At 62.0% G+C, this 18,989-nt stretch carries 18 protein-coding genes and 2 tRNA genes; 7 read left to right on the top strand and 13 right to left on the bottom strand.

Features of this window, described 5'->3' with window-relative positions; translation table 11 throughout:
* Positions 1-244: 244 nt before the first annotated feature.
* Positions 245-439, top strand: a complete 195-nt coding sequence (locus tag L1O02_RS24555; protein WP_060837813.1) for a hypothetical protein — start codon at positions 245-247, stop codon at positions 437-439.
* Here the strand turns inward: L1O02_RS24555 and L1O02_RS24550 are convergent, their stop codons facing one another.
* A complete protein-coding gene (locus L1O02_RS24550; RefSeq protein ID WP_060837814.1) occupies positions 440-865 on the bottom strand; it encodes a quorum-sensing-regulated virulence factor family protein in 426 nt (141 codons plus the stop codon).
* Positions 866-1,056: 191 nt separating this feature from the next.
* Between L1O02_RS24550 and L1O02_RS24545 the strand changes: the two genes are divergently transcribed.
* Positions 1,057-1,767: a tRNA-uridine aminocarboxypropyltransferase gene (locus L1O02_RS24545; protein WP_060837815.1), complete on the top strand. Its 711-nt coding sequence runs from the start codon at positions 1,057-1,059 to the stop codon at positions 1,765-1,767.
* Here the strand turns inward: L1O02_RS24545 and L1O02_RS24540 are convergent.
* Complete coding sequence (locus L1O02_RS24540; protein ID WP_108544528.1) at positions 1,751-2,659, bottom strand: DMT family transporter; 909 nt, start codon at positions 2,657-2,659, stop codon at positions 1,751-1,753. The genes L1O02_RS24545 and L1O02_RS24540 overlap by 17 nt on opposite strands.
* Positions 2,660-2,897: 238 nt before the next feature.
* On the opposite strand from L1O02_RS24540, the gene erdR reads away from it, so the two are divergent.
* Entirely contained in the window at positions 2,898-3,548 is a 651-nt protein-coding gene (gene erdR, locus L1O02_RS24535; RefSeq protein WP_060837817.1) for a response regulator transcription factor ErdR, read from the top strand.
* 69 nt (positions 3,549-3,617) lie between these two features.
* On the top strand, positions 3,618-3,986 hold the full coding sequence (locus L1O02_RS24530) for a diacylglycerol kinase (RefSeq protein WP_173655929.1): 369 nt from the start codon (positions 3,618-3,620) through the stop codon (positions 3,984-3,986).
* Here L1O02_RS24530 and L1O02_RS24525 read toward each other — a convergent pair.
* Positions 3,983-4,909, bottom strand: a complete 927-nt coding sequence (locus L1O02_RS24525) for a LysR family transcriptional regulator (RefSeq protein WP_108544530.1) — start codon at positions 4,907-4,909, stop codon at positions 3,983-3,985. The two genes, L1O02_RS24530 and L1O02_RS24525, sit on opposite strands and share 4 nt — an antisense overlap.
* Positions 4,910-5,028: 119 nt before the next feature.
* On the opposite strand from L1O02_RS24525, the gene fpr reads away from it, so the two are divergent.
* Entirely contained in the window at positions 5,029-5,808 is a 780-nt protein-coding gene (gene fpr, locus L1O02_RS24520; protein ID WP_016966062.1) for a ferredoxin-NADP reductase, read from the top strand.
* A 122-nt stretch (positions 5,809-5,930) separates the two neighbouring features.
* Here the strand turns inward: fpr and tsaA are convergent, their stop codons facing one another.
* The 5 genes from tsaA to rimO form a co-directional block, all read right to left on the bottom strand.
* The gene (gene tsaA, locus L1O02_RS24515) at positions 5,931-6,626 is read right to left on the bottom strand and encodes a tRNA (N6-threonylcarbamoyladenosine(37)-N6)-methyltransferase TrmO (protein WP_108544532.1); all 696 of its coding nucleotides are present in this window, start codon (positions 6,624-6,626) and stop codon (positions 5,931-5,933) included.
* Between the two features lie 76 nt (positions 6,627-6,702).
* Positions 6,703-7,164 (bottom strand): DUF1456 family protein, encoded by a 462-nt coding sequence (locus L1O02_RS24510; protein WP_016966060.1) that lies wholly within the window; start codon positions 7,162-7,164, stop codon positions 6,703-6,705.
* A gap of 66 nt (positions 7,165-7,230) precedes the next feature.
* Positions 7,231-7,941, bottom strand: a complete 711-nt coding sequence (locus tag L1O02_RS24505) for an rRNA pseudouridine synthase (RefSeq protein WP_108544534.1) — start codon at positions 7,939-7,941, stop codon at positions 7,231-7,233.
* Positions 7,942-8,023: 82 nt separating this feature from the next.
* Positions 8,024-8,497, bottom strand: coding sequence for a GNAT family N-acetyltransferase (locus L1O02_RS24500; protein ID WP_060837821.1), 474 nt, complete (start codon positions 8,495-8,497; stop codon positions 8,024-8,026).
* Positions 8,498-8,594: 97 nt separating this feature from the next.
* Positions 8,595-9,932 (bottom strand): 30S ribosomal protein S12 methylthiotransferase RimO, encoded by a 1,338-nt coding sequence (gene rimO / locus L1O02_RS24495; protein ID WP_047284184.1) that lies wholly within the window; start codon positions 9,930-9,932, stop codon positions 8,595-8,597.
* Between the two features lie 319 nt (positions 9,933-10,251).
* Here rimO and L1O02_RS24490 point away from each other — a divergent pair, with 319 nt between their 5' ends.
* Positions 10,252-12,153: a potassium transporter Kup gene (locus tag L1O02_RS24490; RefSeq protein WP_060837822.1), complete on the top strand. Its 1,902-nt coding sequence runs from the start codon at positions 10,252-10,254 to the stop codon at positions 12,151-12,153.
* Positions 12,154-12,303: 150 nt separating this feature from the next.
* Here L1O02_RS24490 and L1O02_RS24485 read toward each other — a convergent pair whose 3' ends face one another.
* The 5 genes from L1O02_RS24485 to L1O02_RS24465 form a co-directional block, all read right to left on the bottom strand.
* Positions 12,304-12,579, bottom strand: a complete 276-nt coding sequence (locus L1O02_RS24485; protein WP_108544536.1) for a DUF3077 domain-containing protein — start codon at positions 12,577-12,579, stop codon at positions 12,304-12,306.
* A 439-nt stretch (positions 12,580-13,018) separates the two neighbouring features.
* Positions 13,019-14,317, bottom strand: coding sequence for an AcvB/VirJ family lysyl-phosphatidylglycerol hydrolase (locus tag L1O02_RS24480; RefSeq protein WP_060837823.1), 1,299 nt, complete (start codon positions 14,315-14,317; stop codon positions 13,019-13,021).
* Complete coding sequence (mprF, locus tag L1O02_RS24475; protein WP_108544538.1) at positions 14,317-16,968, bottom strand: bifunctional lysylphosphatidylglycerol flippase/synthetase MprF; 2,652 nt, start codon at positions 16,966-16,968, stop codon at positions 14,317-14,319. Before mprF ends, L1O02_RS24480 begins: the two co-directional genes overlap by 1 nt.
* A gap of 277 nt (positions 16,969-17,245) precedes the next feature.
* Positions 17,246-17,322: transfer RNA gene (locus L1O02_RS24470), tRNA-Met, on the bottom strand.
* 201 nt (positions 17,323-17,523) lie between these two features.
* A tRNA-Met gene (locus L1O02_RS24465) sits at positions 17,524-17,600 on the bottom strand.
* A 294-nt stretch (positions 17,601-17,894) separates the two neighbouring features.
* Between L1O02_RS24465 and dinB the strand changes: the two genes are divergently transcribed.
* Positions 17,895-18,962 carry a DNA polymerase IV gene (dinB, locus tag L1O02_RS24460; RefSeq protein ID WP_060837825.1) on the top strand — a complete coding sequence of 356 codons (1,068 nt, stop codon included), beginning with the start codon at positions 17,895-17,897 and terminating at the stop codon, positions 18,960-18,962.
* The last annotated feature ends 27 nt before the right edge of the window (positions 18,963-18,989 follow it).

The following is an 18,989-nucleotide window of genomic DNA, read 5'->3' as shown; positions in this document are numbered from 1 at the left end:
AGGCGCATCAGGGCGGCCTCCTGAACCGTCCTCAAAGCATTAATGGAAACCTTCGGACATGACTTGATCATGTGCCCATAAAGTCTTGGCTGGCAATCGCTTCTTGATGAACTTATTGGCTTGTGCACCATTGGTCGGGCGCAGCGGCAGGGGGCTGTACCCCTGATTTACTAAGTTACAGCGCTGGGCCCGGGAAGGGGCCGCGGGCGTTCATTCGTGAAAGCGAAGGGCAAGGAGGCAAGGGATGACCACTGTTGTGCTGGAAATCGATCCGCAGTTGTACCAGCTGTTGCAAGCCGCTGCGGCGGCCCATGATTTGAGCCTTGAGGAAGAGTGCCGGCGGCGCCTGGCGGGCGAGGAGCCGCACTCGCGTTACCTGCAGGCCCTGGTGGCGGAGTTGCGCGCCGAGGATCTGCAGCGACGCGCGGCTCGCTCTTGATTACTTCTTCTTGGGGGTGTTCTGGGAGGGGCAGTCCGATTCCTGGAAGCGTGCCGAGGCGACCGGGCGATTGGTACGGTTCTCGGTAAATTCGTAGCGCATGATTGCGCCTTTGGCCATCAGCTTGCGGTAGTTGGGGTTGCGGCAGACGCTGGCACCCAGTTGCAGGTAGACCGCCTTGGGATTGGCGCGCATCTGGGCGGCGTGAGCGGACTGGACGCTGAGGTGGTTGATCAGCTCTTTGCCTTCAACGGTATAACCCTGATCGAGGATGTTTTCGTTGATTTCCCGGGGAGTGCCGACGTTGCTTTCCGCAGCGACCTTCTCCAGCATTTTGCTCAGTTCGAACTCTTGCAAAGACGCAGCCTGGACTCCCAGAGGCAAGGCCAGCAGAAGGGCGACGGTAGGGATGGTAAAGCGCAACATGAAACTCTCCTGGTGCAATGACTGAAGCTTCGACCAGTCACTCGACTGTGCGTTCAGTGGCGACGAATTATAGGGGGAGAGCCAGGAAGGCGGTACAGGTTTGAACAGATAGCTCTGATAAACTTGTCCGACTTTTTCCCGCCTCGAGTTTTTGACGTGTTGATTCCTGCCCTTTACCGGTGTGGCCTGCGATGAGCCACGCGGTATCCCGACTACGTGATTTGCGTATGGCTCGTGTGGTCAAACCCTTTTTCGCCCGGGGCTCGCGAGCCGAGCGTTGCCCGCGCTGCCGCGTGATTCCCAGTCATTGCCTGTGTGCCTGGCGGCCAAAGGTCAGCGCCGAATCGGCCATGTGCCTGGTGATGCACGATGTGGAGCCGCTCAAGCCGAGCAATACCGGGTGGTTGATCGCCGATGTGATTGCCGACACCTGGGCGTTTCACTGGTCCCGCACCGAGGTCGATCCACAATTGCTGGCCTTGCTGGCGGATCCGCAGTGGCAGCCTTATATCGTGTTCCCCGGCGAGTTCGTGGCCCCCGAGCGGGTGGTCAGTGAGGTCCGGCGGCAAGAAGGCAAGCGCCCGTTGTTCATTCTGTTGGATGCCACCTGGAGCGAAGCCCGCAAGATGTTTCGCAAGAGCCCGTATCTTGAGCACTTGCCGGTCCTGAGCCTGTCGTCCGAGAAGCTGTCGCGCTACAAACTGCGCCGCTCCAAGCGCGACGACCATTTCTGTACCGCCGAGGTTGCCGCGTTATGCCTGGAGCTGGCGGGGGACGAGCAGGTCAGCCAGGTCCTGGATGCCTACCTTGATGTGTTCAGCACCCATTACCTGTCGGCGAAGTTCCAGAAGGCCATCGATCCCCAGGATGAAGTGCACTCCCGGCTCAAGCCCTTTGTGTAGTGGTGGCGTTTGCCTGGTTTTTTTGCGGCCATAGCTGGGCAACCAGCATGCCGCCGAGCATCAGGGCGCAGCCGAAATAGCCGCGCATCTGCAGCGACTCATCCAGTAGCCAGGCCCCGGCGACGGCGGCGAACACGGCTTCGAGGGAGAGGATGATCGCGGCGTGGGAGGCAATTGCGTTCTTTTGAGCGATCACCTGCAAGGTGTAACCGACGCCGACCGCTATCACGCCGCCATAAAGAATGGCTGGCCCGGCAGCGACGATCGCGCTCCAGCGAATCGGCTCCAGGCACAGCGCCAGGATCAGGCTCACCACCGAGCAGGTGGCAAATTGCAGGAAGGCCAGGCGAATCGGGTCATGGCGGCTGGCGAATACGCCCACCAGAATCACGTGCCCACCCCAGACAAAGGCGCCGATCAGTTGCAGCCAGTCGCCGGAGGCCACCTGAAAGCCGTCGCCGACGCTCAGCAGGAACATCCCCACCACGGCCAGCACCGCGCCGATCCAGGTGCCCAGGCCGGTCTTGTGGCCAATCAGCAATCCCAGCAGCGGCACTACAATGACGTAAAGCCCGGTGATGAACCCGGCATTGGTGACACTGGTAAACAACAGCCCGACCTGTTGCAGATTGATCCCCAGAGCAAGGGCCAGCCCCATCAGCACGCCGCCCAGCAACAGGCCGCGATTGAGCAGCGGTGCGGCAGGGCGATCGGCCGCCGCCCTGCGCAGGACCAGCGGTAGCAGGCAGAGTGAACCCAGAGCGAAGCGCAGTCCGGAATAAAGGAAGGGCCCGATATGATCCATGCCGGAGGTTTGGGCAACAAACGCCGATCCCCAGATGACGGCGGTGATCAGCATCAGGACATCGGCACGCAAGGCTTGGCTTCGCATGATGGCACTCTTATTAGTTAGCCGGCTAAGATGCCGCAAAGCTTCACGCTTGACCACCCCGGCTGCGCTGGGCATGCTTGGCGCCGATTAGGGCGCCAGCGCTGTTTGAACCACCGTTTTGCTCAGGCTTTTCGCGGTGTTCGTGCTCTTTGGGTGTCGCACTCTGGCGAGCACTCGTGTTGCCTGGATAAGGGCTGAATGCATCAGTCCTGCCATGAAAAACAGGATCATTTGAAAAATGGCCACATACGAAATCCTGATTGCCGATGACCACCCGCTGTTTCGCAGTGCGCTGCATCAAGCCGTCACCCTGGGCCTGGGGCCTGATGTGCGTCTGGTGGAAGTGGCGAGCATCGCTGAACTGGAAACCCGCCTGACCGAAAAAGCCGACTGGGACCTGGTCCTGCTGGACCTGAACATGCCCGGCGCCTACGGCTTTTCCGGTCTGGTGCTGTTGCGCGGGCAATACCCGCAGATTCCAGTGGTGATGGTGTCGGCCCAGGAAGAAGCCTCCGTCATGGTCCGTTCCCGAGAGTTCGGGGCCAGCGGTTTCATTCCCAAGTCCAGCTCCCTGGAAGTCATTCAACAAGCGGTGCGCAGTGTGCTGGACGGTGATGTCTGGTGGCCGCCCCAGGCGTTTGAAGAAGTCAGTGTTTCGGCGGAAGCCAAGGCCGCCAGCGAAGGCCTGGCCAGCCTGACGCCCCAGCAGTTCCGGGTCTTGACCATGGTCTGTGAAGGTTTGCTGAACAAGCAGATCGCGTATGAACTGAGTGTGTCGGAAGCGACGATCAAGGCCCACGTGACGGCGATCTTCCGCAAGCTTGGGGTTCGCACACGCACCCAGGCGGCCTTGCTTCTGCAACAACTTGAGTCAATTTCCAGCCATTAACCGGCTGCTGGTTCACGCTTTTTTGACTTTGGTTGAACTAGCTTCCCCACTTCTTTTTCTTCAGTTGCCCTGCCTATGTCGCCTTTCAAAGGTCAAACCGGTCTTAAACGCATCCTTAACGCCGCCGGCTATTCGTTCGATGGCTTGCGCGCCGCCTTCACCGGCGAGGCAGCCTTTCGTCAACTGGTGCTGCTCAATGTGATCCTGATTCCCTTGAGCTTTTTGCTCCATGTCAGCCGTGTCGAGCGCGCGCTGCTGATAGCCGTGTGCCTGCTGGCGCTGATCGTCGAGCTGCTCAACTCGGCGGTGGAGGCGGCCATCGATCGCATTTCCCTGGATCGCCACCCGTTGTCGAAAAACGCCAAGGACATGGGTAGTGCCGCGCAGTTTGTTGCCCTGAGCATGATTACTATCGTCTGGGCGGTGATCCTGATCTAAGGAATGCTCGGCAGGACGATCTCGTCGCTGCGCTGCACCCCGGCGGTGAACGAACGGCACAGTTCGAGAAATTCGCGCATCGCCGAGGTCTGGTACTTCTGTTTGTGCCAGATGAAATAGAACTGCCGGGCCAAATCCAGCCCCGGCGTTTCCACCGGTACCAGGCTGCCCCGGCGAAAGGCGTCCCGCAGCGCCAGGCGGGAGATGCAGCCAATACCCAATCCCGACTCCACTGCGCGCTTGATGGCTTCGGTATGTTCCAGCTCCAGGCGAATGTTCAGTGCGCTGCGATGATGACGCATGGCCTGGTCGAAGGTCAGGCGCGTGCCGGAACCCTGTTCGCGAAGAATCCAGGCTTCGTGGGTCAACTCCTCCATGCTGGCGTTGCCGCGCTTGGCCAGCGGATGCTGGGGCGCGCAGAACACCACCAGCTCATCCTCGACCCAGGTCTGCACCTCGATATCCGGGTGGCTGCAGTCGCCTTCGATTAGACCCAGATCAATTTCGTAGTGAGCCACCTGTTGCACGATATGCGCAGTGTTCTGCACATGGAGCTTCACCTGGCTTTCCGGGTGTACCTGCATGAAGCTGCCGATGAGCAGGGTCGCCAGGTAGTTGCCGATGGTCAGGGTCGCACCCACCGACAGCGAGCCGAAGCCGGACTTGCCGTTGAGCAGGTCCTCGATTTCCTTGGCCTGATCGAGCAGGGCCACCGCCTGGGGCAACAACTGCTTGCCCAGGGCATTGAGACTCAAGCGCTTGCCGGCACGGTCGAACAGCTGGCAGCTGGATTGGCGCTCGAGTTCGGTGATCGAGGTGCTCGCCGCGGATTGCGACAGGGCCAGGAGCCCGGCAGCGCGAGAAACGCTCTCTTGCTGGGCGACGGCGACGAAGACTTGCAGTTGACGGAGAGTAAATCGCATATCGATATAACCGATAACCCTTATCTTAATAATCCAGTTAACAGATATTGTCGCCGCCATTAGAATGCTGTGCAATTGCGCTCATGGTCAGCGCAGGCAATTTCTAGGAGCCCCCGTACATGAGCAACATGAACCACGAGCGTGTCCTCAGTGTTCATCACTGGAATGACACTCTGTTCAGCTTCAAGTGCACCCGCGACCCGGGTCTGCGCTTCGAGAACGGTCAGTTCGTGATGATCGGCCTGCAACAGCCCAATGGCCGTCCGCTTATGCGTGCTTACTCCATTGCCAGCCCGAACTGGGAAGAGCATCTCGAATTCTTCAGCATCAAGGTTCCGGACGGTCCGCTGACTTCCCAGCTGCAGCATCTGAAGGAAGGCGACGAGATCATCATCAGCAAGAAGCCAACCGGTACCCTGGTACTGGATGACTTGAAGCCGGGCAAGCACCTGTACCTGCTCAGCACCGGCACCGGTCTGGCGCCGTTCATGAGCGTGATCCAGGATCCGGAAACCTATGAGCGTTTCGAAAAAGTGATCCTGTGCCACGGCGTACGCTACGTCAACGAAGTCGCCTACCGCGAGTTCATCACCGAGCACCTGCCGCAGAACGAGTTCTTCGGCGAAGCGCTGCGTGAAAAGTTGATCTACTACCCCACCGTGACCCGCGAGCCGTTCGAGAACGAAGGCCGTCTCACCGACCTGATGCGCAGCGGCAAGCTGTTCCGCGACATCGGTCTGCCACCGATCAACCCGCAGGACGACCGCGCCATGCTGTGCGGCAGCCCGAGCATGCTGGAAGAAACCAGCGAAGTGCTCAACAGCTTCGGCCTGACCGTTTCGCCGCGCATGCGCGAACCGGGTGACTACCTGATCGAACGCGCCTTCGTCGAAAAGTAGAAGCGAGCTTGCTCGCGAAGATCGCCCAAGCAGCGCATTCGTGCTGATTGGGCACGATCTCCCGAACGCAAAAAAGCCCGCGTTGCCTGTCAAGGCAACGCGGGCTTTTTCGTTTCCGGCGTTCAGCCCGCCGGGACCACTTCCAGCACCCGGATCAGCCCCGGCTCGGGGTAATGCCAGCGTACGTCCAGGTCCCAGAACTGCGCGCCGTATTCCCGCTCGGCAGTGGGCACCTGATAGGCCGGGCGCGGATCCTGGGCCAGGCACTGCTCGATCAACTCCACCAGCGGCTCCTGAAGGCGCTGAGCGTGGATCTGAGCCTGTTGCAGGGCATTATCCTGCCACTGCACCGGAATAATCTGCGGCGCGGCGCTGGCGATGTCATTGCTCGCCGTGGCAATGATGTCGGCGTAAGGCACGTAGGGCTTGATATCGAGGATCGGCGTGCCGTCCAGCAGGTCGATGCCGGAGATCCACAGGCGGTTGGCCTCGACCTTGTCCAGCTTGACCACCGACTGGCCGATGCCGTTGGGTCTGTGGGTGGCACGGGTAGCGAAGACCCCCATGGACTTGTTGCCCCCCAGGCGCGGCGGGCGCACCTTGAGCCGTGGCTTGTCCTCCAGGGCCTGGTGAAACAGGAACAGCAGCCAGACGTGGCTGACCTGCTCCAGCCCTTGCACCGCGTCGCCCTGATCGAAGGGCGCCACCAATTCCAGTACCCCACGGGCGGCGGGTGCCAGTTGCGGCTGGCGCGGGATGGCGAACTTCTCCTTGAAACAGGAGCGCACGAAACCGATGGGAGAAACGCTGTAGGTCATTTGGCAAGCCTCAAGCCTTGCGCTACAAGCCGCCAGCTACAAGCCTTGAACTTGCAGCTTGAAGCTTGCAGCTGTCTTACGCTCTAACACGCAGGGTCAGGCCCTTGAGGAAGTTGCGCAGCAGCTGGTCGCCGCAGGGGCGGTAGTTGGTGTGGCCAAACTTGCGAAACAGCGCGCTCAGCTCCGGCTTGGACACCGGGAAGTCGGCGGCCTTGAGCACGGCGTGCATGTCTTCTTCCTTGAGCTCGAAGGCCACCCGCAGCTTCTTCAGGATGATGTTGTTGGTCACCGGCAGCTCGATCGGCAGCGGCGGACGGCTTTCGTCCTTGCCGCGCTTGAAGATCACCAGGCCGTCGAGGAAGTGCGCCATGACTTCGTCAGGGCAGTGCACGAAGCCTTCTTCCTCATCCTTCTTCAGGTAGCTGACGATGTCGTTGAGGCTGACCTTGAAGCCGGTCAGCTTGATGATGTCCACGACCTTCTTGTCGCTGATGTCGAGCATGTAGCGCACGCTGCGCAGTACATCGTTATGAATCATGGTTACAGTCCTGATCAATGCGCGTGGAGCGCCGCGCCAGGGCACGGCGTCTGAATGGGGGCGGCTTTAGAACTTCTCTTTGGCCGACAGGTAGCGCCACTGGCCCAGCGGCACCTTGCCGATGGACACGCCGCCGACACGGATGCGGCGAATGGCGACGACCTTGAGGCCGACGGCTTGGCAAAACTGCGCGATCACACCCGGCTGCGGATTCTTCATGGCGAAGCGCAGGCGGTTTTCGTTCTGCCAGCTGGCCTTGACCGGCGGCAGCTCGCGGCCCTTGTAGGTCAGGCCGTGGTTCAGGCGGTTGAGGCCGTGATCGATCATCTCGCCTTCGACCTCGACCACGTATTCCTGCTCGATCTTGGCCGCGTCCGCGGTCAGCTTGCGCAGCACCTTCCAGTCCTGGGTGAACACCAGCAGGCCGCTGGCATTGGGTTGCAGGTCGTCACTGGCGCTCAGGCGCAGGAAATGCCCACGCAGCGGACGTTTGCCGTAGCGGTGCTCCTGCGACAGGCTGTCGGCGCTGATGGACTGCATGGCGCTGTCCAGGTCCTGGCCGGCGGGCACGTTGAGCAGGATGGTCACCGGCTCCGGTGCGGTGGCCTTGGCTTCGGGGTCGAGCACGACGGTTTGCGCGCCGACCTTGAACTGCGGCTCGTCGATGACTTCGCCGTCTACGGTGACCCAGCCGCCCTCGATGAACAGCTCAGCCTCCCGGCGGGAGCAGCCGACCAGTTCGATGAGGCGTTTGGAGAGACGAATCGGGTCAGTCATGTCAGGGGCCGTAACAAAAGAGGGCAGCTATTGTACCTGCCTGGCGCTGGTTAATCGCGGGTCCATTTGCCGGCTGTGGCTTTTAGCCGCGCAAGGCTTGCAGCTGTGGCTGCTTCAGGCGCATGTGCAGCAGCGGGTAGGGCTGGCCCAGGCCGTCCTGTTCCGAGCGGCCGACCACTTCGAAACCCTGCTTGAAGTAGAAACCCAAGGCCTGGGGGTTCTGCTCGTTGACGTCCAGCTGATAGGCGTTCAAGTGCTCCACCGCGTAGTGCAGCAATTGCCGGCCCAGGCCCTGGCCGCGATGGGCCGGGTCGATGAACAGCATCTCGATCTTGCCCGCTGCCACGCCAGCGAAACCGGTGATGCGCTGGCGTGGGTCGCGGGTACAGATCAGCATCACCGCATCCAGGTAGCGGGTCAGCACCAGGTTGCGCAGCAGCGCTATGTAGCTGTCCGGGAGAAAGTCGTGGGTGGCGCGCACCGAGTCTTCCCAGACGCGGACCAGTTCCGGGTAGTCGCTGACTTTCGGTGTGTGGATGACCGAGTGGTGGCGCATGCCGCTTGTCCCTGAGGTGATTGGCAAGGGCTAACGATAGACCGAAAAAAGCCCCGCATCTCGTGGCGAGAGCGGGGCTTGGCAGTTTTTTTACGCCTTACAGGGTTTCGGCCCAGAGGTCGTATTCGTCGGCGTCGGTGACCCGGCACCAGACCTTGTCACCCGGCTTCAGGTCGCCGGCGCCATCGATGAACACGTTGCCGTCGATCTCCGGCGCATCGAAGAAGCAGCGGCCCACCGCGCCATTCTCATCAACTTCGTCGATCAGCACTTCGATCTCCTTGCCGATGCGCTGTTGCAGGCGTGCCGAGCTGATTTCCTGCTGGTGCGCCATGAAGCGTTCCCAGCGGTCCTGCTTGACCTCGTCCGGGACCACTTCCAGGTCCAGGTCGTTGGCCGGAGCGCCTTCCACCGGCGAGTACTGGAAGCAGCCGACGCGGTCCAGCTGGGCTTCGGTCAGCCAGTTGAGCAGGTACTGGAAGTCTTCTTCGGTTTCGCCGGGGAAGCCGACGATAAAGGTCGAGCGGATGATCAGCTCCGGGCAGATCTCGCGCCAGGCCTTGATCCGCGCCAGGGTCTTGTCTTCGAAGGCCGGACGCTTCATGGCCTTGAGCACTTTCGGGCTGGCGTGCTGGAACGGGATGTCCAGGTACGGCAGGATCTTGCCGGCGGCCATCAGCGGAATCAGCTCGTCCACGTGCGGGTAGGGGTACACGTAGTGCAGGCGCACCCACACACCCAGGGTACTCAGGGCCTCGCACAGTTCAGTCATGCGGGTCTTCACCGGCGCGCCGTTCCAGAAGCCGGTGCGGTACTTGACGTCGACGCCATAGGCGCTGGTGTCCTGGGAGATCACCAGCAGTTCCTTGACCCCGGACTTGACCAGGCGCTGGGCCTCGTCGAGCACATCGCCCACTGGGCGGCTGACCAGCTTGCCGCGCATCGACGGAATGATGCAGAAGCTGCAGCTGTGGTTGCAGCCTTCGGAAATCTTCAGGTAGGCGTAGTGCCGTGGGGTCAGCTTGATGCCTTGCGGCGGCACCAGGTCGATCAGCGGGTTGTGGTCCTGTTTCGGCGGCACCACTTCGTGCACGGCGTTGACCACCTGCTCGTACTGTTGCGGGCCGGTCACGGCCAGCACGCTTGGGTGCACGTCACGGATATTGCCTTCTTCGACGCCCATGCAGCCGGTGACGATGACCTTGCCGTTTTCCTTGATGGCTTCGCCGATCACTTCCAGGGATTCGGCCTTGGCCGAGTCGATGAAACCGCAGGTGTTGACCACCACGACATCGGCGTCCTGGTAGGTGGACACCACGTCATAGCCTTCCATGCGCAGTTGAGTGAGGATGCGCTCGGAGTCGACCAGAGCTTTTGGGCAACCCAGGGATACGAAGCCGACTTTCGGGTTGGCCGGCGCGGAGGGGGTGGACATGTCTAACCTCGGTATTGGTGTCGAATCACTTGGGGGGCAAGTGCGACGCTTGGGCGCTGGCTGCGCCTCTGATCAAAAAGTGCGCAATTCTAGCGATGGTCGAGGCGCTTGACCAGCTTTATGCAGGGGAAATACGACGAGCGCTGGACTATGCTTCTTCGCGTTATGCCCGGTGGTTTTCATGCGGCTTTAGTTAAGTACCCAGTGGTAATAAAAACCTGCAAGTTACATGGGAAACTGCACAAGTTTAGAGAATAGCCCTTGTATAACCTTGCGCTTTCTATATAAGAAGCCCCGGTCTTGGTAGTAGGAGTCATTGATGGGTCAGGCAAGTGGTCAGGCGGTGAGTGGCGAGCACTCCGGGGCTAAGCCTCTGGGGATGCTGGTGGCAGCGGTCGGGGTGGTGTATGGCGATATCGGCACCAGCCCGCTCTATACCCTCAAAGAGGTGTTTTCCGGCAGTTATGGCGTCCAGGTCAACCACGATGGGGTGTTTGGCATCCTGGCGCTGATTTTCTGGTCGTTGGTCTGGGTCGTTTCGATCAAGTACGTGCTGTTCATCCTGCGGGCCGACAACCAGGGCGAGGGCGGCATCATGGCCCTGACGGCACTGGCCCGGCGGGCGGCCGGCTCCTACCCACGTCTGCGCTCGGTGCTGGTGATCCTCGGCTTGATCGGCGCCGCCTTGTTCTATGGCGACAGCATGATCACCCCGGCGATCTCGGTATTGTCGGCGGTAGAAGGGCTGGAGCTGGCGTTCAGCGGCCTGGAGCACTGGGTGGTGCCCATGGCCTTGGTGGTGCTGGTGGGGCTGTTTCTGATCCAGAAACACGGCACCGATCGCATCGGCAAGCTGTTCGGCCCGGTGATGGTGGCCTGGTTCCTGGTGCTGGGTGGCTTGGGGGTCAACGGCATTCTCCAGCACCCGGAAGTGCTGCAGGCGCTCAACCCGGTGTGGGGCGTGCGCTTCTTCATCGTCCATCCCGGCATGGGCGTGGCCATTCTTGGCGCCGTGGTGCTGGCGCTGACCGGCGCCGAGGCCCTGTACGCCGACATGGGCCACTTCGGCCGCAAGCCGATTGCCCGTGCCTGGTTCGCCCTGGTGCTGCCGGCCCTGGTGCTGAACTACTTCGGCCAGGGCGCGTTGCTGCTGGAAAACCCCGACGCCGCGCGCAACCCGTTCTACCTGCTGGCGCCGGGCTGGGCCCTGATCCCGCTGGTGGTGCTGGCGACCCTGGCCACGGTGATCGCCTCCCAGGCGGTGATTTCCGGGGCCTTCTCCCTGACCCGTCAGGCGATCCAACTGGGCTACATCCCGCGCATGTACATCCAGCACACCTCCAGTGCCGAGCAAGGGCAGATCTACATTGGCGCGGTGAACTGGTCGCTGATGGTGGGCGTGATCCTGCTGGTACTGGGCTTCGAGTCCTCCGGTGCCCTGGCCTCGGCCTACGGCGTGGCGGTGACCGGGACCATGCTGATCACCAGCATCCTGGTATCGGCGGTGATGCTGCTGCTGTGGAAATGGCCACCGGTGCTGACCGTGCCAATCCTGGTGGGTTTCTTGCTGGTGGACGGGCTGTTCTTCGCCGCCAACGTACCGAAGATCGTCCAGGGCGGTGCCTTCCCGGTGCTGGCGGGGATCGTCCTGTTCGTCCTCATGACCACCTGGAAGCGCGGCAAGGAACTGCTGGTGGATCGCTTGGACGAAGGCGGCCTGCCGCTGCCGATCTTCATCGGCAGCATCCGCGTGCAGCCGCCGCATCGGGTCCAGGGCACCGCGGTGTTCCTCACCGCGCGCCCGGACGCCGTGCCCCACGCACTGTTGCACAACCTGCTGCACAACCAGGTGTTGCATGAGCAAGTGGTGCTGTTGACCGTGGTCTATGAAGACATTCCCCGGGTGCCCGCCCAGCGGCGTTTCGAGGTGGATGCCTACGGCGAAGGCTTCTTCCGGGTGATCTTGCATTTTGGGTTCACCGACGAGCCGGACGTGCCGGAAGCCCTGAAGCTGTGCCACCTGGATGAACTGGACTTCAGCCCGATGCGCACCACCTACTTCCTCAGCCGCGAGACGGTGATTGCCTCCAAGCTCGAAGGCATGGCCCGCTGGCGCGAAGCGCTGTTCGCCTTCATGTTGAAGAACGCCAACGGCAACCTGCGCTTCTTCAAGCTGCCAGTGAACCGGGTGATCGAACTGGGCACCCAGGTCGAGATATAAACCCGAGCCCATAAAAGCCCCCGTTGCCTTGCGGCAGCGGGGGCTTTTTCGTTTCACGGCCCTGTAGGAGCGAGCTTGCTCGCGATAACGGACTGACAGCCAGCATCAATGCCGATAACAGAACGCGTTCGCGAGATCGCCCCTCGCGCATTACGCGGCGAGCGCCTGCACCACATCGTCCACCACCGCCTTGCCCATGGCGGTCAGGTAGTGCGCGGCCCAGGCGTGACGATCGCTGTCCTGGCTGTAGGCGGCGTCCTCGGCAAAGGCCTTGGCCAGGGACAGCAGGTCGGAGGCTTGGGCCAGGGCGTCGCCAATGGGGAGGCCGGGGCTGACCTGGAATAACGGGCGTTCCGAGCAGTAGAGGAAAGTGGTTAAGCCGACTGTTTTCAGATTTGAAAGTTGAGGCGGGTTTGTATTGTTCATGGTTCAACTCCAAGGTTTTAGGAGCTACCACGTTCGTTTCCAAGCGAGTGGGTGGCAGCTATGCGCAGGTTGGAAAACCGGAAACCAAGGAACCCGGCAGACCCGAAGGTCTCCCACGCACAGCCGCCATAACAGATGGATTGCAGGCGCAAAAATTATCTGCAATCAAGCGGGGCGCTAGTTGCCAAGGTTCTTCGGGTTTCCAAGCCCGGCCGCTGAAGAATCAGCGACACCCGGAGCCTAGCCCGTCGAAGCTCTGGCCAACAAGGCAGCAAAGTGCCCAAAACGCCCCCCTTACGCAACTCTCGGAGTTTGCCTACAACCTGGGCGGGAGTCATCCGCTATTGCGCCGCTTTCAGCGAGACAACTCAGACAGCTGATGTTAAAAAAGCCCCCGCAGCTTCAGGGCTGCGGGGGCTTTTATGGGGCGAGGCTCAGCTCACTCTTGAGCGGTGGCCTGATCCTTGACCTGGCGCTTCTCGATGGCATCCACCAGGCGCTTGGCCAGTGCCGGGTAGTTCTCATCGAAGTGATGGCCCCCTGGCAGCTTCATGGCTTCACCGACGGCAGTCTTGTCGGTGCAACCGCTTTCATCGACTTCTTCCACGCCATAGATGCACACCACCTTGGCCGCTGGCAGCTTGGCCATTTCCGGGCCGGTGGCGGCTTCCTTGCCGGCGTTGCCCAGCCAGCCTTCGACTTCGATCTCGAAGCTGCCGGTGCGGGCGAAGGCCAGCAGGATAATGGCGTCGATGCGCTGTTGCTCGGCTTCCGGCAGGCGGTTGTAGATCGCCGGCAGCACGTCGGCGCCGAAGGAGTAGCCGGTCAGCACGAAACGCTTGGTGCCCCACTTCTGCCGGTAGTGCTGCATCAGCTCGGTGAGGTCGATGGCGCTCTGTTCCGGGGTCTTGTGCTGCCAGTAGTAGCGCAGGGTGTCGATGCCCACCACCGGGTAGCCGATCTTGGCCATCTCGCCGGCCACGTCGCGGTCCAGGTCGCGCCAGCCGCCGTCGCCGGAGAGGAACAGGGTCACGGTGTCCTTGGCCTGGCCGGCCGGGACTTCCACCACGGGGATGCTCAGGCCGCCGTTCTCCGAACCCACCAGCAGCTTGCGCAGCTCGTTGTTCAGCACCTGGGGCAGGTGGATGTCGTAGTCGCTGATGCTGGTGGTGGCGTTGGGGGTGTCACGCACGAACCCGGCACTTTCGTCGTCTGGGTTGTCGTTCCAGGCCACCAGCCAGTGGCCGTGGGCCAGGGTCTTGGGCAGTGGATCGGTACAGCCGGGCGCCGGGTTGATGGTGAAGCCTACCGACACGGCCTGGGCCTTGTCGTCGTTCTGGGAGGCGATCCAGCGCCAGGCCAGGGCGGCGCCCGGGCCGATGCCGCTGACCAGGGTGGCCGGGCCGTTGAGCTGGGGCAGGGCGTCTTGCAGGGCTTGCTCCTGCAGCTTGCAGTCGTCCTTGGGCAGGACCACCTGGACGATCTGCGCCGCGCCGCTGCGGCTCAGGGCCAGCAGCTGCTTGTCGGTCAGGGTGGCGTCAGGCAGCACCGCCACCACCACTCGGGCCTTGGCCTTGGTGCCTGGGGTCACTCGGGTCAGGGTCGAACCGTCGGCCTGGGTCAGTTGTTCCAGGGTGGGTTCGGGAGCTGGGCGGTTCCACCACCAGTAGCCGCCACCTGCAATCAGAGCCAGCACCACCAGGGTTGCCAGCAGGTACCGCCAAGAGCGTCGAATCATTAGCGTTTCACCAATCCAGTCAAGCCGCCTGCAATCAGGGCGGCAGTGTCGGCCAATGCGACCAGCGGGTCCAGACCTGCCGGCACGGCCATGTAACGAGGTTCCCAGTCAGGCTGGAATTTGTCTTTGAAGCGGCGCAGGCCCTGGAAGTTGTACAGCTGCTCGCCACGACGGAACACCATCGAGCCCAGGCGTTGGGTCAGCGGCGCGCCACGCCGGGGTTGCAGGCCGGACAGCGGCACCATGCCCAGGCTGAAGCGGGCGTATCCATGATTTTTATAGTGCTGGATCAGGCCGACCATCATGAACTCCATGGTCAGCTTCGGCGCGTCCGGGTGCGCCCGCATCAGGTCGAGGCTGGCCAGGTCGTGGCTGTAGGTCTCGAGCAGGTTAGCGAAGGCCACCGGGCGCCCTTCAAAACGGATGATCGCGATACGGAAGTGCTTGAGGTAGTCGTCGCTGAAGCGGCCCAGGGAGAAGCCTTTCTCGCGGACGTTCTTGCCGGTCAGCCAGGCATCGGAGATGACCTTCAGCTCATCCATCGGCGCTTGCCCGGGTTCGTGGATCTCCAGCGACAGGCCGTCGCGGGTGCCGCGGTTCCAGGTGTAGCGCAGGTCCTTCATCTCCTTGCCCTTGGCTTCGAGATCAAAGCGCTTGAGATCGACCCGGGCTTCTTCGCCGAGCTTGATCGCGGTCAGGCCGATGTCCATGTAGTAGGGCAGGTTTTCCGCCCGTACCTGGTAGAACACCGGGCGTGCGTGGTGTACGTCGCACAGGTCGCGGAACTGCCAGATCATTTCCGCGCGTTGCTGGGTCGGGCCGATGGGGTCGTACAGCGCCACCAGGCTGCGGCCACGGCGGGCGTACATGAGGAAAGCGTCGTCGTTGGGGTGGAACAGCAGCGCCTTGTCACCGGTCAGGGCCAGGCCGCCATCGGGTTGGGAGGAGGCCATGAGGATCTGCGCCGCCTTGTCCAGCTCTTCGCTGGTGGGCAGGTGGATCACCGGGCGCGCGGTGCGCAGCAGCCAGGTCAGGGACACCACCAGCAACAGCACCGCGGCGCCCAGCAGCGAGCGCAGGCCCCGGGGAGCATCGGCGTCGAGGGTGAACTGCCACCACAGCTGATGGCTGTAGGGCACGTCCTGATAGGCGAACAGCAGCAGCCAGATGGAGGCACCGAGCACACAGACGCTGGCCACCAGGTACAGCGGCGAGAAGGGCAGTTCGGTCAGGCGGCTGGGGCGGTAGAACGAGCGCCGGAACACCGCCAGCAGGCTGGCCGTGAGGGTCATCAGGCAGGCTTCTTCCCAGTCGAAGCCTTTGAGCAGCGAGAGCAGGGCGCCCACCAGCAGCAGAATGGTGGTGAGCATCCAGGCCGCCGACAGGCGCCGGCGCAGGCCCTGGGCCAGTAGCAGGCAGAGCACGCCGATCAGGCTGGCGCCGAAGTGCGAGGCGTCCACCAGGCGATGGGGAATGAGAAAGCCGATGTGTTGCAGGCGGGTGTCGATTTCCGGGGTGGCGCCGGAGAACAGCAGCACCACGCCGGAAAGAAACACCAGCACCGCCAGGATCGGTGCCGCCAGGCCGGAAGCCACCCGCAGCGATTGCCTGGTCTGGAACAGGCGCTGGGCTTCGTTGATCAGCAGCAGGACGCAGGCCGCCAGCATCGGCAGCACCACGTAGATCAGGCGGTACAGCAGCAGTGCGGCGGCCAGGGGCGCGGCGCCGAGCTTGTCGGCGAAGGCTGCCAGCAGGATGGCTTCGAACACCCCGACGCCGCCGGGCACATGGCTCAGTACGCCCGCTGCCAGGGCCAGCAGGTAGACCAGCAGGAAGGCGCCGAAGGGCGGTGCCTCGGGCAGCAGCAGGTAGAGCACGGTGGCGGCTGCGGCGACGTCCAGGGCGGTGATGATCAGTTGCAGGAAGGTCAGGCGGCGACCTGGCAGGCGCAGGGTGCGGCGTCCGACCCGGACCAACAGGTTGTCGCGCAGGGGTTGCTCCGGCAGGCGCCGGCGATAGATGCCGACGGCCAGTACCGTGCCCAGCAGCAGGATGGCCAGGGCGATGCCGGCCAACAGGCTCTCTGGCAGGCGCAGGGCCGCCGAAGCGGCCGGCAGGTTGCTCAGGGTGGCCAGGGCCGCCAGCGGTGGCAAGGCGCAGCCCAGGGAGAGGCTGGCGAACAGGGTCATGTGGGCGACGTCTGAGGCCCCCAGCCCGTGGCGTGCATACAGGCGATAACGCACCGAGCCGCCGGACAGCAGCGACAGGCCGATGGCGTTGCCGATGGCGAAGGCGGTGAAGCCGCCCAGGGCCAGGGTGCGACCGGGCAGGTTGACTCCGGCATAGCGACTGGCGGACCACTCGTAGCCCAGCAGAATGATGAAGCCGACGATGGTCGCGCCCAGGGCGCCGAGCAGGGCCGGCTTGGGCACTTCAAGGATCGAGTCGTGCAGCGCGTAGAAGTCCAGCTCGCTGAGCAAATGCCGGCAAGCGACCAGGGCAATGGCGAACAGCAACAGGGTTACGGCCAGGCCCAGGGGTTGGCGGTATTTGCTCAACAGGTCCAGCCAGCGCAAGCGAGTGGCTGTCACAGGTTGAGTGGCGGTAGCGGTGGTATCGCTGTCTTGTGAGTCAGACGTGTTGGCGCGCATCAATCACCTCTTGGATTGTGCGCGACAGGATGGGGGTATCCAGCCAAGTTACCAATCCCTGTAGAAAAAATAGTTTCAGATATTAACGCGTCTCACCGTGGCCCGGCGACCCTGGGCGCTTGCCGCCGGGTGGTTGCTCGAGACAGAGCATAGCTCGCGTCTTGAAGGGTCGAAGCACCGCTAACGGTTCGCAATACTTTCTCAGGTCATTGTTGCGAAAGAACTTTTTCAACAGATACAAAAAAGGCCACTCTTTCGAGTAGCCTTTTTTGATGTTTGGTTGCGGGAGCCGGATTTGAACCGACGACCTTCGGGTTATGAGCCCGACGAGCTACCAGACTGCTCCATCCCGCGTCTGTGTGGCGGCATTCTACAGGCGAACGACTGAGTGTCAACCATTAATGGTCCGACAGGTCAAATAAACGTCGAATGGCCGACTCTGCCGCTTAAGTCAGCGACAGCTAAAGAGTTTTGCCGCGCTGCTGGTGAGTACGGGCAGGGAAAAACAGACGCGCACAAAAAAGGCCACTCTTTCGAGTAGCCTTTTTTGATGTTTGGTTGCGGGAGCCGGATTTGAACCGACGACCTTCGGGTTATGAGCCCGACGAGCTACCAGACTGCTCCATCCCGCGTCTGTGTGGGCGGATTCTACAGCGTCGCGGGCGCCTGTCAATCATTAATTTTTAAAAAAGGCTTCCTGTTCAATCGCTTAGCGTGCTCGCAGGAGCGTTTGGCGAGGCTTGGGCCCAGGTAGAACGTGGCTTGCAGCTCTATGGAAGGCTTGGCGCTCATTGAGAGAATAAATGTCTCATGGTGCTTTGCCGATTGCTCCGAGATGCAAGGTACTGGTGCTATATACAGGGGCCGGTAGATACTGATCGCCCGCTTTGATTCCGACTTCAGCTTTCAATGATCCCTGCCTTTATATGATGCAGCGCAAAATCATCCACATTGACTGTGATTGCTTCTATGCCGCCATCGAAATGCGCGATGACCCGCAGCTGGCCAGCAAACCGCTGGCAGTGGGCGGCTCCGCGGATCGGCGGGGGGTGATTGCGACCTGCAACTATGAGGCGCGGGCCTATGGCGTGCGTTCGGCCATGTCGTCGCGGCACGCGTTGACCCTGTGTCCGGACCTGGTGATCGTCCGGCCGCGCATGGATGCCTACCGCGAGGCGTCGAAAGAGATTCATGCGATCTTTCGGGATTACACCGATCTGATCGAACCCTTGTCCCTGGACGAGGCCTACCTGGACGTTTCCGACAGCCCGAACTTCGCCGGCAGCGCAACGCGCATCGCCCAGGACATTCGGCGGCGGGTGTCCAATCAATTGCATATCACCGTCTCGGCCGGGGTCGCACCCAACAAGTTTCTGGCCAAGATCGCCAGCGACTGGAAAAAGCCCAACGGCCTGTTCGTCATCACTCCGGATCAGGTGGAGGATTTTGTCTCCGAATTGCCAGTGAGCAAGTTGCATGGGGTGGGCAAGGTCACGGCGGACAAACTGGGTCGCCTGGGGATTGTCGACTGCCTGCAGTTGCGCGACTGGAGCAAGCTGGCGCTGGTGCGCGAGTTCGGCAGTTTCGGTGAGCGTCTGTGGAGCCTGGCCAGGGGGATCGACGAGCGGCCGGTGCAGAATGACAGTCGGCGCCAGTCCATCAGCGTGGAAAACACCTATGACGTGGATCTGCCGGATCTGGACAGTTGCCTGCAGAAGTTGCCGGAGCTGATGGAGACGCTGGCCGGGCGCATGACCCGTATCGACGCCAGCTACCGACCGGGCAAGCCGTTCGTCAAAGTGAAGTTCCATGACTTTACCCAGACCACCCTGGAACAGGCGGGGGCGGGGCGGGACCTGGAGAGTTATCGGCAACTGCTGACCCAGGCCTTCAAGCGGGGCGGAAAGCCAGTGCGCCTGTTGGGCATTGGTGTGCGTTTGCAGGATCTGCGCGGCGCTCATGAACAGCTGGAGCTGTTCCAGGGCGGAGTGTAGGCGCTGGCTTGCCAGCGAACCGGGCTG

The sequence above is a fragment of the Pseudomonas sp. BC42 genome, from assembly GCF_021560055.1.
Taxonomy (GTDB): domain Bacteria; phylum Pseudomonadota; class Gammaproteobacteria; order Pseudomonadales; family Pseudomonadaceae; genus Aquipseudomonas.
The sequence above is the reverse complement of the archived record's forward strand: the minus strand, read 5'-3'. Positions and strand labels throughout refer to the sequence as shown.

Coding starts and splice junctions, on each gene's coding strand:
- L1O02_RS24555 (WP_060837813.1), top strand. CDS start 245: ATGACCACTGTTGTGCTGGAAATCGATCCGCAGTTGTACCAGCTGTTG.
- L1O02_RS24550 (WP_060837814.1), bottom strand. CDS start 865: ATGTTGCGCTTTACCATCCCTACCGTCGCCCTTCTGCTGGCCTTGCCT.
- L1O02_RS24545 (WP_060837815.1), top strand. CDS start 1,057: ATGAGCCACGCGGTATCCCGACTACGTGATTTGCGTATGGCTCGTGTG.
- L1O02_RS24540 (WP_108544528.1), bottom strand. CDS start 2,659: ATGCGAAGCCAAGCCTTGCGTGCCGATGTCCTGATGCTGATCACCGCC.
- erdR (WP_060837817.1), top strand. CDS start 2,898: ATGGCCACATACGAAATCCTGATTGCCGATGACCACCCGCTGTTTCGC.
- L1O02_RS24525 (WP_108544530.1), bottom strand. CDS start 4,909: ATGCGATTTACTCTCCGTCAACTGCAAGTCTTCGTCGCCGTCGCCCAG.
- fpr (WP_016966062.1), top strand. CDS start 5,029: ATGAGCAACATGAACCACGAGCGTGTCCTCAGTGTTCATCACTGGAAT.
- tsaA (WP_108544532.1), bottom strand. CDS start 6,626: ATGACCTACAGCGTTTCTCCCATCGGTTTCGTGCGCTCCTGTTTCAAG.
- L1O02_RS24510 (WP_016966060.1), bottom strand. CDS start 7,164: ATGATTCATAACGATGTACTGCGCAGCGTGCGCTACATGCTCGACATC.
- L1O02_RS24505 (WP_108544534.1), bottom strand. CDS start 7,941: ATGACTGACCCGATTCGTCTCTCCAAACGCCTCATCGAACTGGTCGGC.
- L1O02_RS24500 (WP_060837821.1), bottom strand. CDS start 8,497: ATGCGCCACCACTCGGTCATCCACACACCGAAAGTCAGCGACTACCCG.
- rimO (WP_047284184.1), bottom strand. CDS start 9,932: ATGTCCACCCCCTCCGCGCCGGCCAACCCGAAAGTCGGCTTCGTATCC.
- L1O02_RS24490 (WP_060837822.1), top strand. CDS start 10,252: ATGGGTCAGGCAAGTGGTCAGGCGGTGAGTGGCGAGCACTCCGGGGCT.
- L1O02_RS24485 (WP_108544536.1), bottom strand. CDS start 12,579: ATGAACAATACAAACCCGCCTCAACTTTCAAATCTGAAAACAGTCGGC.
- L1O02_RS24480 (WP_060837823.1), bottom strand. CDS start 14,317: ATGATTCGACGCTCTTGGCGGTACCTGCTGGCAACCCTGGTGGTGCTG.
- mprF (WP_108544538.1), bottom strand. CDS start 16,968: ATGCGCGCCAACACGTCTGACTCACAAGACAGCGATACCACCGCTACC.
- dinB (WP_060837825.1), top strand. CDS start 17,895: ATGATGCAGCGCAAAATCATCCACATTGACTGTGATTGCTTCTATGCC.